Origin of the sequence: Pseudomonas sp. AD21, assembly GCF_002878485.1 — a bacterium.
In the GTDB taxonomy this organism is placed as follows: Bacteria; Pseudomonadota; Gammaproteobacteria; order Pseudomonadales; family Pseudomonadaceae; genus Aquipseudomonas.
In genome coordinates this window covers 108,923-121,081 of sequence record NZ_NQYG01000004.1, presented here as the reverse complement: position 1 = coordinate 121,081, position 12,159 = coordinate 108,923, and the positions used below count along the sequence as shown (strand labels likewise).

Here is a 12,159-nt window from a genome sequence, read left to right as displayed (position 1 = left end):
CTCATCCCAGTTGCGCCAGCGCCTGGCGGAAGGCCGGCGGCAGGTTGTTGCCAAAGCGAACCTTGCCGTCCGCCTGGGTGAAGATGCCCATGTTCGCCAGCCATTGCTCGAACTCCGGCGCAGGTTTCAGGCCCAGGGTCTGGCGCGCGTAGAGCGCGTCGTGGAACGAGGTGGTCTGGTAGTTGAGCATGATGTCGTCGGAGCCGGGGATGCCCATGATGAAGTTGATCCCGGCGACACCCAAGAGGGTCAGCAGGGTGTCCATGTCATCCTGATCGGCTTCGGCATGGTTGGTGTAGCAGATGTCGCAGCCCATCGGCACGCCGAGCAACTTGCCGCAAAAATGGTCTTCGAGGCCGGCGCGGATGATCTGTTTGCCGTTATAGAGGTATTCCGGGCCGATGAAGCCGACCACGGTGTTTACCAGAAACGGCTTGAAATGCCGTGCCACGGCGTAGGCCCGGGTCTCGCAGGTCTGCTGGTCGACACCGTGGTGGGCGTTGGCTGACAGCGCGCTGCCCTGGCCGGTCTCGAAATACATCAGGTTCTGCCCGAGAGTGCCGCGCTTCAGGCTCAGCCCCGCGTCATAGCCTTCCTGCAATACATTCAGGTTGATGCCGAAACTGGCGTTGGCCGCTTCGGTGCCGGCAATCGACTGGAACACCAGATCCAGCGGCACACCACGGTTGATCGCTTCGATCGAGGTGGTGACGTGGGTCAGCACGCAGGCCTGGGTCGGGATGTCGTAGCGCTGGATGATCGCGTCGAGCATCTCCAGCATCGCGCAGATCGAGGCGATGCTGTCGGTGGCCGGGTTGATGCCGATCATCGCGTCGCCGTTACCGTACAACAGGCCGTCGAGAATGCTCGCGGCGATGCCGGACGGCTCGTCGGTCGGGTGATTGGGTTGCAGGCGGGGCGACAGGCGCCCACGCAGGCCGAGGGTGCCGCGAAACTTCGTCACCACGCGGATCTTCTGCGCCACCAGCACCAGATCCTGCACGCGCATGATCTTCGACACGGCGGCAACCATTTCCGGGGTCAGGCCGGGGGCGAGCGCGCGCAGACTGGTTTCGTCGGCCGCGTCGCTGAGCAGCCAGTCGCGAAATCCACCGACGGTGAGGTGGCTGACCACGGCAAAGGCTTGTTTGTCGTGGGTGTCGATGATCAATCGGGTGACTTCATCGGCTTCGTACGGAATCAGCGCTTCCTGCAGAAAATGCGTGAGCGGGATGTCGGCCAGCGCCATTTGCGCGGCCACGCGCTCGCCGTCATTGAGCGCGGCGACGCCTGCCAGGAAGTCCCCGGAGCGCGCCGGGCTGGCCTTGGCCATGACGTCCTTGAGGCTGTCGAAGCGGTAGGTCTGGGCGCCGACGGAATGGGCAAATGCGGCCATGGGGCGGGGTCCTCCAGTAATTACTGCAATCTGCTTTTGTGTAGGAGTGAGCCTGCTCGCGATGCAGGCAACTCGGAACAACAGTCATACCGCGTCGATGCGATCGCGAGCAGGCTCACTCCTACAGGTATTGTGTGCACTTCTATATGGCGGGCACCGGGCGTCAGGCCCGGTGCCGGTGCAACTAGATACCTTCGAGCATAGCGTCTGCCGGGGCTTCGGCGCGTTGCTTGGCGGTCAGCTGGAAGTACAGGTAACCAGCGGCCATGAAGCCCAGGAACACACAACCGATCAGCGTGTTGAACCACGCCATCGCCACCAGGCACACCACCGCCAGGAACAGCGCAATCGCCGGCACCACCGGGTAGCCCGGGGCGCGGAAGGTACGTTCCAGATTCGGTTCGGTTTTGCGCAGTTTGAACAGGCTGAGCATGCTGATGATGTACATCACGATCGCGCCGAACACCGACATGGTGATCATCGCGGCGGTCAGGGTCATGCCCTGTAGATTGACCAGTCCATCGCTGTAGATCGCCGCGATGCCGATCACGCCGCCGGCCAGAATGGCGCGGTGTGGGGTCTGGAAACGTGACAGCTTGGCCAGGCTTTTCGGCAGATAACCCGCGCGGGCAAGGGCGAAGAACTGTCGCGAGTAGCCGAGGATGATCCCATGGAAACTCGCCACCAGGCCGAACAGGCCGATCCACACCAGCATGTGCATCCACGAAGAGTTGTTGCCGACAACGGCTTTCATCGCCTGTGGCAACGGATCGTTGATGTTCGACAGCTGGCGCCAGTCGCCGACACCGCCGGCCATCACCATCACGCCGATGGCGAGGAACACCAGGGTCAGGATGCCGCTGACGTACGCCTTGGGAATCGTGCGTTTCGGGTCCTTGGCTTCTTCGGCCGCCATGGCGGCGCCTTCGATGGCGAGGAAGAACCAGATCGCAAACGGGATCGCCGCGAAGATCCCGGGGATCGAACCCATGGTGAACTCATTGGAACCCGACCAGCCGTTGAGCACGAAGTTGCTGAAGCTGAAGCCCGGTGCGACCACGCCCATGAACACCAGCAATTCGGCGACTGCCAGCACGGTGACCACCAGTTCGAAGGTCGCGGCGATGCTCACGCCGAGAATGTTCAGGGTCATGAACACGAAGTAGGCGCCGACCGCCGCAACCTTCGGATCAAGCTCCGGGTACTGCACGTTGAGGTAGGCGCCGATCGCCATGGCAATCGCCGGTGGTGCAAAAACGAACTCGATCAGGGTGGCGATGCCGGCGATCAATCCGCCTTTCTCGCCGAAGGCCCGACGGCTGTAGGCAAACGGCCCGCCCGCGTGGGGAATCGCGGTGGTCAGTTCGGTAAAGCTGAAGATGAAGCAGGTGTACATGGTCGCGACCATCAGCGCCGTGACCAGAAAACCGAGGGTGCCCGCAGTGCCCCAGCCGTAACTCCAGCCGAAGTATTCGCCGGAAATCACCAGGCCGACGGCAATGCCCCAGAGGTGCAGGGTGCCGAGTGTGGGTTTGAGCTGTGTGGTGGAAGTCATAAGTCCTCTCTGTTTTTTATTGTTCGATCTGTTGGACTTTCGGGTGCAGAGGTTGGGTGGATGGATGCTGTTCACGCAGCGGCAGTTTTCGGCAAAAACCTGAATGACGGGTACGCAAGGGCCGTGCCAGAGCGGCCAGGCCTTGTGTGTTGTGTCATTAAGGACGCCTTCGCGAGCAAGCCCGCTCCCACATTGGATTTGTGCCCAATCCAACAGTGTGGGTCGACGCAAGTCCCCTGTGGGAGCGGGCTTGCTCGCGAAGGCGATTGAACAGGCAACACAGAATCATCTGTGTTGCCCAGGGTTTTAGAAGAAGCCCAACGGATTGATGTCGTAGCTCACCAGCAGGTTTTTGGTCTGCTGATAGTGATCGAGCATCATCTTGTGGGTTTCACGGCCGACGCCGGACTTCTTGTACCCGCCGAACGCGGCGTGCGCCGGGTACAAGTGGTAGCAGTTGGTCCACACGCGACCGGCCTTGATCGCGCGGCCCATGCGGTAGGCGCGGTTGATGTCGCGGGTCCACAGGCCGGCACCGAGGCCGAACTCGGTGTCGTTGGCAATCGCCAGGGCTTCGGCTTCGTCCTTGAAGGTAGTGATGCTCACCACCGGGCCGAAGATTTCTTCCTGGAACACGCGCATTTTATTGGTGCCCTTGAGCAGGGTCGGCTGGATGTAATACCCGGTCGCCAGATTGCCCTCGAGTTTTTCCACCTTACCGCCGGTCAGCAGCTCGGCACCTTCGCCCTTGGCGATTTCCAGGTACGACAGGATCTTGTCGAACTGCTGCTCGGACGCCTGTGCGCCGACCATGGTGTCGGTGTCCAGCGGGTCGCCGCGTTTGATCTGCAGGACTTTTTTCATGACGACGGCCATGAACTCGTCGTAGATCGATTCCTGTACCAGCGCACGGGACGGGCAGGTGCAGACTTCGCCCTGGTTGAAGAACGCCAGCACCAGACCTTCGGCAGCCTTCTCGATGAAGGTCGGTTCGGCCTGCATGATGTCTTCGAAGAAGATGTTCGGCGACTTGCCACCCAGTTCCACGGTGGACGGAATGATGTTCTCGGCCGCGCATTTCATGATGTGCGAGCCGACCGGGGTCGAGCCAGTGAACGCGATCTTGGCGATGCGTTTGCTGGTGGCCAGCGCTTCACCGGCTTCTTTGCCGAAACCTTGCACCACGTTGAGCACGCCCGGTGGCAGCAGATCACCGATCAGCTCCATCAGTACGCAGATGCCCAGCGGAGTCTGCTCGGCAGGCTTGAGCACCACGCAGTTGCCGGCGGCCAGCGCCGGGGCGAGTTTCCACGCGGCCATCAGCAGCGGGAAGTTCCAGGGGATGATCTGGCCGACCACGCCCAGCGGTTCATGGATGTGATAGGCCACGGTGTTGCCGTCGATTTCGGCAGCGCTGCCTTCCTGGGCGCGCAGGCAGCCAGCGAAGTAGCGGAAGTGGTCGGCAGCCAGCGGGATGTCGGCATTGAGGGTTTCTCGGATGGCTTTGCCGTTGTCCCAGGTTTCGGTGATCGCCAGCAGTTCGAGGTTCTGTTCGATGCGGTCGGCGATTTTCAGCAGGATCAGCGAGCGCGCCTGCACCGAGGTCGAACCCCATGCATCGGCAGCAGCGTGGGCGGCGTCCAGTGCCTTGTCGATGTCTTCGCCAGTGGAACGGGGGAATTCGGCAATCGGCTGGCCATTCACTGGCGAGGTATTGGTGAAGTACTGACCTTTGACAGGCGCGACGAACTCGCCGCCGATGTAGTTACCGTACTTGCTCTTGAACGAGACTTTGGCGCCTTCAGTACCGGGGTGAGCGTAACGCATGATGATGTTCTCCTTGGCTTTGTACTTATTAGAGAAACGCGCAAGTGCGCTTGATATAAGCGTAGAGCAAAGCTCGGGCCATTGCCGTGCAGGTCAGGCAAATCAAGGCCTTGCGTATTTTTTGTCGGACAGGCGGACGGCGCCTGTGACGGTTTCGGTACAGCCTGGGTGACAGTTTGTACCGCTTTTGGCACAGCCTGTGACCGAGCGGTCTCGCCAGCATTGCAATGCGCCGACGGCTGGAGGATGCTGGCTGCAAATCGCCCAGATGTACCCCTTGTGGCGAGGGGATTTAGCGAAACGTCGCACCGCCCCGATCGGCTGCGCAGCAGTCGTAAATCCGGTGTACGCGGTGAATCTAAGAAGCCACGTTGGTTTGATTGGGGGTGCTTCGCAACCCATCGGGGATAAATCCCCTCACCACAAGGTATGTGCCAGCCAACCAAGAGGCGGCACTGATCTCGGGGAGAATAATAAGAAATGCACGACAACCATTTGAGTCGCCATGCCCAACAGGTGCTCACCGTGACCCAGGGCAAGCCGCACTTGCACGGGCCCGGTGCCGATCCGTCGATTGCCCGTTCGTGGCTGCGCTGTCTTGAGGACTATCACCTCGACCCGGCCTTGGCCATGGCGCCCACCGTGCTCGAGCACGGGCGCGTCCTCGAAAGCCGCGAGCGGCTGCAACAGGTGTTGCAGATTGCCGGCAATGAAATGAGCAGCCTGCATCAACAACTGTCCGGGGCCGGCCACGCGGTGCTGCTGACCGACGCGCGCGGGGTGATCCTCAACTGTGTCACCGCACCCGCCGAGCGCAAGATTTTCGAACGTGCCGGGCTCTGGCTCGGCGCCGACTGGAGCGAAGCCTGCGAAGGCACCAACGGCATCGGCACCTGCCTGGTCGAGCGCCAGGCGCTGACCATTCACCAGGACGAACACTTTCGCGGCCGCCACACCGGGCTGACCTGCTCGGCGAGCCCGGTGTTCGACCCGCACGGCGAATTGCTCGCGGTGCTCGACGTGTCCTCGGCGCGCCACGATGTTTCACGCCAGAGCCAGTTCCACACCATGGCGCTGGTCAATCTGTCGGCGAAGATGATCGAGAGCTGCTATTTCCTGCGTTGCTTCGATAACCAGTGGTTGCTGCGATTTCATCTGCAGGCCGAGTCCGTCGGCTTGTTCAGCGAAGGGCTGCTGGCGTTTGACGGGGAAGGGCGGATCAGCGCGGTCAACCAGAGTGCGCTGAACCTGCTGGGGCATATTCGCGGTGGCTTGCTCGGCAAACCGGTGGAAGCGTTTTTCGATTGCTCGCTGGACGAACTGCTTGGCCGCGCCAGTGCCAATGCCAGCGCCAGTTGGCCGTTGCGCACCCGTGACGGGCGGCCTCTGTTTGCCTTGCTGCGCGGCGAATCACGCAAGCCGCTGCCGATCATGCCGGCGCCGGTGGTGGTCAAGGCTCAACCACTGGCGGGCATTTGCCTCGGTGACGCGGCGCTGCAGGCCGATTTCCGCAAGGCGCTGCGCGTGTTCGAGCGTGATGTGCCGCTGCTGGTCAACGGCGAAACCGGCTCCGGCAAGGAGGCTTTCGCCAAGGCCGTGCATCATGCCAGTCAACGCGCCAACAAAGCTTTCGTCGCCCTTAACTGCGCGGCGATTCCCGAGAGTCTGATCGAGAGCGAGTTGTTCGGTTATCGCGGCGGCAGTTTCACCGGCGCGCGCAAGGACGGCATGCGCGGCAAGTTGCAGCAGGCCGATGGCGGCACGCTGTTTCTCGATGAAATCGGCGACATGCCGCTGGCGTTGCAGACCCGTTTGTTGCGGGTGCTGGAAGACCGCCAAGTGGTGCCGATCGGCGGCGAACCGGAGGCGGTCAACGTGCGGATCATCAGCGCCACCCACCGCAATCTGCTCGAGCGGGTCGAAGACGGCAGTTTCCGTGAAGACCTGTATTACCGGCTCAACGGCCTCGAAGTCGCGCTACCGGCGTTGCGCGAACGCAGCGACAAGTCGCAATTGCTGGATTTCCTGCTGGCCGAGGAGGCGGGTGGGGAAATTATCGTGATCGACGAACCGGCGCGCCAGGCGTTGCTGGCCTTCAACTGGCCGGGCAACGTGCGGCAGTTGCGCAATGTTCTGCGTACGCTGGCGGCGTTGTGCGATGACGGTCGGATCGGGCTGGAGGATCTGCCGGCGATGATTCGTCAGGTGCGGCCGCCACTGGAGCTGAAGACGGTTGAGTCCGAGCATCCGCTGGAGGGCGCCGAGCGTTTGGCGTTGCTCAATGTGCTGGAGCAGACCCGCTGGCACATGACCCAGACCGCGCAACAACTCGGGGTCAGCCGCAACACCCTTTATAGAAAGCTGCGTAAACACGCGATTAGCCGCTGAACCGAGTCGCGCCATTCGCGAGCAAGCCCGTCCCCCCACAGGGTCAGCGCTGATTTTGTGGGAGCGGGCTTGCTCGCGAAGGCGTCGGCAAAGGCGAAACACAAGGTGCGATTTTCCCCACCCTACGCTAACCTGCGGCCATGTTTTACGAGGTCGACTATGCACATTCATATTCTGGGTATCTGCGGGACTTTCATGGGCTCGATGGCGGTTCTGGCCAAAGAGCTGGGCCATCACGTGACTGGCTCCGACGCCAACGTCTATCCGCCGATGAGCACGCAGCTTGAGGCTCAGGGCATTCAACTGACCCAAGGCTACGACCCGGCTCAGCTCGATCCGGCGCCGGATCTGGTGGTGATCGGCAACGCCATGTCCCGCGGCAACCCGGCGGTGGAATATGTGCTGAACAAAGGCCTGCCTTACGTCTCCGGCCCGCAGTGGCTGGCCGATCACGTGCTGCAGGGTCGCTGGGTGCTGGCGGTCGCCGGTACGCACGGCAAGACCACCACCAGCAGTATGCTCGCCTGGGTACTGGAACACGCCGGCATGAGCCCGGGGTTCCTGATCGGCGGTGTGCCGCAGAACTTCTCGGTGTCCGCGCGTCTGGGCGGCACGCCGTTCTTCGTGATCGAGGCGGACGAATACGACAGCGCGTTCTTCGACAAGCGTTCGAAGTTCGTCCACTATCGCCCGCGCACCGCGATCCTCAACAACCTTGAGTTCGATCATGCGGACATTTTCCCCGATCTGCCGGCGATCGAGCGGCAGTTCCACCACTTGGTGCGGACCATCCCGAGCGAAGGTCTGGTGATTCACCCGACCACCGAGCCTGCCTTGCAGCGCGTGATCGAAATGGGCTGCTGGACCCCGGTGCAAACCACCGGTGCCGGCGGTCAGTGGCAGGTCAAGTTGCTGAAAGGCGATGGTTCGGCGTTCGAAGTGATGTTCGAAGGCGTGTCTCAAGGCACCGTCGAATGGGAACTGACCGGTCAGCACAACGTCGCCAACGCCCTGGCTGCCCTGGCGGCTGCGCGGCATGTTGGTGTGGTGCCATCGATGGGCATCGCCGGATTGAGCGCATTCAAGAACGTCAAACGCCGGATGGAGAAAGTCGCCGAAGTACGCGGCATCACCATCTACGACGACTTCGCCCACCACCCGACCGCGATCGCCACCACCCTCGATGGCTTGCGCAAACGTATCGGTGACGCACCGCTGATCGCGATCATCGAGCCGCGCTCCAACTCGATGAAGCTCGGCGCGCACCGTGACGGTCTGCCGGACAGCGTGGTCGATGCCGACCAGGTGATCTGGTACGCCCCGGCCAACCTCGGCTGGGATCTGGCCGGTACCGCCGCACTGTGCACCGTGCCGTCGATTGTCAGCGATTCGCTTGAAGGCATCATCGAACGCGTGAAGAGCCAGGCTCAGCCTGGCACTCACGTGGTGATCATGAGCAACGGCGGCTTCGGCGGCCTGCACGGCAAACTCGCCGAGGCGTTGCAATGAACACTCTTTCCCAGGACGGCGGCCCGGAACGCATCACGCTGGCGATGACCGGCGCGTCCGGCGCGCAGTACGGATTGCGCCTGCTCGATTGCCTGGTGCGTGAAGATCGCGAAGTACACTTCCTGATCTCCAAGGCGGCGCAACTGGTGATGGCCACCGAGACCGATGTCACGTTGCCGCCCAAGCCGCAGATGATGCAGGCGTTCCTCACCGAGTACACCGGGGCGGCGGCCGGGCAGATCCGCGTGTACGGCAAGGAAGACTGGATGTCGCCGGTGGCCTCGGGCTCCGGCGCGCCAGCGGCGATGGTCGTGGTGCCGTGTTCCACCGGCACCTTGTCGGCGATTGCCACCGGCGCCTGCAACAACCTGATCGAGCGGGCTGCGGACGTGACGCTGAAGGAACGTCGCCAGTTGATTCTGGTGCCGCGCGAAGCGCCGTATTCGAGCATTCATCTGGAGCACATGCTCAAGCTGTCGAACATGGGCGTGACCATCCTGCCGGCCTCGCCGGGTTTCTATCACCAGCCACAGACCATCGATGACCTGATCGATTTCGTCGTGGCGCGGATTCTCAATCTGCTGGGCATTCCTCAGGACATGCTGCCGCGTTGGGGCGAGCATCATCTGAGCAGCGATGAATAAGCTGCTGACGATGGTGCTGGCGCTGCAACTGGCCGGCTGCGCCACGGCGCGGACGCTGGATGCCGCCAAGCCGGGTGCGCCAGTGGTGTACTCCGGGACGCGGCTGGATTTGTACGCGATGAATGGCGGGTGCTGTGCGATGGATCGGTTCGGGGCTGAAGCGCCGAGCTATCCGGGGGTGGACCTGCCGGCGAGTGCATTGCTCGATACGCTGCTGTTGCCGTTGTCATTGCTGACGGTTATCGGCGTGGGGTTTCAGGCAACGGGCGGATTGTAGTTAGACAGATCGTTCCCACGCTCTGCGTGGTAACGCCTCCGGTGACGCTCTGCGTCACGCTTTGGGACGCAGAGCGTCCATGGCTGCATTCCCACGCAGAGCGTGGGAAAGATCATGCGGCGGAAGATTATTTGCCTAGCTTGCGCAAATCATCCGACTCGATCACCCGCACACCATCCTGCTCTTCCAGCGCCAACCGCCACATCGCCCGCGCCAATTGGCAGGCCTCGATGCCACGGTATTTACCCGGAATCAGTTTCGACAACGGCCCGGCCAGCTGTTCGGCCAAGCGTGGCTCCGTGCGTTCGCCCAACAACAGCGAAGGCCGGCAAATGGTCAGTTGCGGCCAGTCCTGCGCACGCAATGCCTGCTCCATTTCGCCTTTGACCCGATTGTAGAAGACCGACGATTTCGGATCGGCGCCAATCGCGCTGATTACAATCAGGTGCCGCGCGCCCATCTCCCGCGCGCGTTTGGCGAACGCCACGACCATGTCCAGATCCACCGCACGAAACGCCGCTTCTGAACCGGCCTGCTTGATCGTGGTGCCGAGGCAGCAATAGGCGATATCGACCCGGCCACTTAGTTGAGGCAGAAACGCCTGTGGATCACCGACCGGGTTTTCCAGATGTGGATGTTCCGCCAAGGGTCGACGCGAAGGGGCGAGCACGCGAGAAATCGTTGGCTCGTTGAGCAAGCGGTCGAGCAGGTGTTCACCGGTCAATCCGGTGGCTCCGGCAAGCAATACGTGCTGAGGCGTCAAGTACATTGTGTCTCTCCCTTGATACTGTTCAGCTTAGTTGCTGTTTGTCGCTCCGTCGTTCAATGCAGCGCTTTGCAAAGCTTTTCTTGCTTGCTGTTTGCGTAGCAGTTGCCAATGCGACAGCACGGTCTTGGGCGCCCAGATCTGCGGTTCCGAGGCTTCGAAACTGTCAGCCAGCTCACGCTCGGCAACCGTGGCCTTGGCCAGTTTGAAGGCTTGTTCGAGGTCGTCGGTCTGGTTCAGCGCCTGGGCGAACAAGGCATCGCCGAAGTAGGTGAAGTTGGCTTCTTCCGAGCAGCCGAACGACACCCGATCGGCACGTGAGGCGGTCATGATCAGAGTGCGCTCGTCTTTCAGCGCGGGGATGAAACCGCCGGAGTAGCACGATGAAATCACGATCACCTTGTCGCGATTTTTCAGCGGCGCGAGCACGGCGGCGAGCTCATCGGCGGGCAGATCGGCCAGCTCCATGCGCGGCTGGTCGAGCACCAGTTCGTGTTCGGCGGTGCCGTGGCTGGTCAGGTAAATGAACACCAGGTCTTCCGGGCCGCTGCGTTCGGCCAGGGTTTGCGCTGCGCGGCGCAGGTTTTCGCGGGTGGCCATCGGCCGATCGGCGAGATGGTCGCGGTGGTTGACCAGGCGAATCTGGCCATAGGCACCGAAGCGTGTGGTGAGCATATTGGCGACGTAGTCGGACTCGCGCAGGAACACGCTTTGCTTGCCGTCGCCACCGAGGGTCAGAGTGTACAGCTCAACGGCCGGTGTCGAGGCGGGCACGGCGGCCAGCGCCTCATCGAGCAGGCGGCCCTGAGCCAGCAGGCCGAGTTCGAGGGTGTCGGGCAGGAGCTTGCCGTCGGCGTCACGCACGCGTTGGCCGTTGATCCAGGTGCCGCTGAGCACGGTGCCATCGGTCAGCACCAGGGTGCCGCGCCCGGCGTAGCTGTCGCTGTCGAACTCGCCGATGTAGAAGCTGCCGTCAGACAGGTTCAAGCGGCCCTGACCACTGAAGCGCCAGTCATTGAAGTAGCCGATGTAATGGCTGCCGTCAGCGCCAATCAATTCGCCTTTTCCGGTCAGCGCGCCTTCCTTGAACTGGCCGAGCCAGACGTCGCCATCGGCGTTTTCATAGCGGCCCTTGCCGTGCAGCTGACTGTTCTTGAAGCCGCCGACATAGATGTCGCCATCGGCACTGTTGAACGTGCCGTTGCCTTCGAGCTGGCCGTTGACGAAATGACCGCTGAACGTATTGCCGCTGGCGTCGCCGCGCTGGCCTTCGCCATTGGGTTTGCCGTGGGTGAACTGGCCCTGATAGGAGCTGCCGTCGTCCATTTCCAGACGGCCCAGCCCGGAATACTGGTCAGCCTTGAACTCGCCACGGTAGGTCATGGCGTTTTCCTTGAGGGTGCCTTCGCCGTCGCGCCGGCCCTGCTTGAAGCCGCCGGTGTAACTGCTGGCGTTGGTGGTCAGGCTGCCCTGGCCATCGAACAGGCCCTGCTGGAACTGGCCGCGATAGACCTCGCCGTTGCTGCCGTGCCACTCACCCTGACCGTGCCATTGGCCCTTGTCGAACTGCCCGGCGTACCAGCTGCCGTTGGGGTAGTCGACGCGACCCTGGCCTTGCAGCAAGCCGTTGACCAGCTCGCCGCGATAGCGTCCGCCGTCCGGCAGGCGCGCATCCGGAGGCAGCAGCGATTCGCCGTCGCCGCACGCAGTGAGCATCAGGGTCAGGGCAAGGGGGGCAAGGGAAGCGAGTGGGCGCATAGCGGGATCCGGGCAATTAGGCGACCGAGTATGCCGCAG

The 12,159-nt window shown here is 62.3% G+C and carries 9 protein-coding genes; 4 read left to right on the top strand and 5 right to left on the bottom strand.

Going from position 1 to position 12,159, the window contains the following annotated elements:
- Position 1: 1 nt before the first annotated feature.
- The 3 genes from PseAD21_RS03765 to PseAD21_RS03755 all read right to left on the bottom strand — a co-directional run bounded on the left by PseAD21_RS03765 (position 2) and on the right by PseAD21_RS03755 (position 4,778).
- Positions 2 to 1,396: an ethanolamine ammonia-lyase subunit EutB gene (locus PseAD21_RS03765; RefSeq protein ID WP_102354558.1), complete on the bottom strand. Its 1,395-nt coding sequence runs from the start codon at positions 1,394 to 1,396 to the stop codon at positions 2 to 4.
- A 184-nt stretch (positions 1,397 to 1,580) separates the two neighbouring features.
- Positions 1,581 to 2,951, bottom strand: coding sequence for an ethanolamine permease (eat, locus tag PseAD21_RS03760; RefSeq protein ID WP_025108674.1), 1,371 nt, complete (start codon positions 2,949 to 2,951; stop codon positions 1,581 to 1,583).
- 306 nt (positions 2,952 to 3,257) lie between these two features.
- A complete protein-coding gene (locus tag PseAD21_RS03755) occupies positions 3,258 to 4,778 on the bottom strand; it encodes an aldehyde dehydrogenase family protein (protein ID WP_102354557.1) in 1,521 nt (506 codons plus the stop codon).
- 480 nt (positions 4,779 to 5,258) lie between these two features.
- Here PseAD21_RS03755 and PseAD21_RS03750 point away from each other — a divergent pair, with 480 nt between their 5' ends.
- The 4 genes from PseAD21_RS03750 to PseAD21_RS03735 all read left to right on the top strand — a co-directional run bounded on the left by PseAD21_RS03750 (position 5,259) and on the right by PseAD21_RS03735 (position 9,596).
- Positions 5,259 to 7,166 carry a sigma-54-dependent Fis family transcriptional regulator gene (locus PseAD21_RS03750; RefSeq protein WP_102354556.1) on the top strand — a complete coding sequence of 636 codons (1,908 nt, stop codon included), beginning with the start codon at positions 5,259 to 5,261 and terminating at the stop codon, positions 7,164 to 7,166.
- Positions 7,167 to 7,325: 159 nt separating this feature from the next.
- Complete coding sequence (gene mpl / locus PseAD21_RS03745) at positions 7,326 to 8,675, top strand: UDP-N-acetylmuramate:L-alanyl-gamma-D-glutamyl-meso-diaminopimelate ligase (RefSeq protein ID WP_102354555.1); 1,350 nt, start codon at positions 7,326 to 7,328, stop codon at positions 8,673 to 8,675.
- Positions 8,672 to 9,319, top strand: a complete 648-nt coding sequence (gene ubiX, locus PseAD21_RS03740; RefSeq protein ID WP_102354554.1) for a flavin prenyltransferase UbiX — start codon at positions 8,672 to 8,674, stop codon at positions 9,317 to 9,319. The genes mpl and ubiX overlap by 4 nt, the downstream gene beginning before the upstream one ends.
- A complete protein-coding gene (locus PseAD21_RS03735; RefSeq protein ID WP_102354553.1) occupies positions 9,312 to 9,596 on the top strand; it encodes a YceK/YidQ family lipoprotein in 285 nt (94 codons plus the stop codon). Before ubiX ends, PseAD21_RS03735 begins: the two co-directional genes overlap by 8 nt.
- 127 nt (positions 9,597 to 9,723) lie before the next feature.
- Here PseAD21_RS03735 and PseAD21_RS03730 read toward each other — a convergent pair whose 3' ends face one another.
- Both PseAD21_RS03730 and PseAD21_RS03725 read right to left on the bottom strand, forming a co-directional pair.
- Positions 9,724 to 10,365, bottom strand: coding sequence for an oxidoreductase (locus PseAD21_RS03730; RefSeq protein WP_053124198.1), 642 nt, complete (start codon positions 10,363 to 10,365; stop codon positions 9,724 to 9,726).
- A gap of 27 nt (positions 10,366 to 10,392) precedes the next feature.
- Positions 10,393 to 12,120 (bottom strand): C13 family peptidase, encoded by a 1,728-nt coding sequence (locus tag PseAD21_RS03725; protein WP_102354552.1) that lies wholly within the window; start codon positions 12,118 to 12,120, stop codon positions 10,393 to 10,395.
- Positions 12,121 to 12,159: the final 39 nt, after the last annotated feature.

Excerpts from the sequence above, each read along its gene's own strand:
- PseAD21_RS03765 (WP_102354558.1), bottom strand. The coding sequence starts at position 1,396 with ATGGCCGCATTTGCCCATTCCGTCGGCGCCCAGACCTACCGCTTCGAC.
- eat (WP_025108674.1), bottom strand. The coding sequence starts at position 2,951 with ATGACTTCCACCACACAGCTCAAACCCACACTCGGCACCCTGCACCTC.
- PseAD21_RS03755 (WP_102354557.1), bottom strand. The coding sequence starts at position 4,778 with ATGCGTTACGCTCACCCCGGTACTGAAGGCGCCAAAGTCTCGTTCAAG.
- PseAD21_RS03750 (WP_102354556.1), top strand. The coding sequence starts at position 5,259 with ATGCACGACAACCATTTGAGTCGCCATGCCCAACAGGTGCTCACCGTG.
- mpl (WP_102354555.1), top strand. The coding sequence starts at position 7,326 with ATGCACATTCATATTCTGGGTATCTGCGGGACTTTCATGGGCTCGATG.
- ubiX (WP_102354554.1), top strand. The coding sequence starts at position 8,672 with ATGAACACTCTTTCCCAGGACGGCGGCCCGGAACGCATCACGCTGGCG.
- PseAD21_RS03735 (WP_102354553.1), top strand. The coding sequence starts at position 9,312 with ATGAATAAGCTGCTGACGATGGTGCTGGCGCTGCAACTGGCCGGCTGC.
- PseAD21_RS03730 (WP_053124198.1), bottom strand. The coding sequence starts at position 10,365 with ATGTACTTGACGCCTCAGCACGTATTGCTTGCCGGAGCCACCGGATTG.
- PseAD21_RS03725 (WP_102354552.1), bottom strand. The coding sequence starts at position 12,120 with ATGCGCCCACTCGCTTCCCTTGCCCCCCTTGCCCTGACCCTGATGCTC.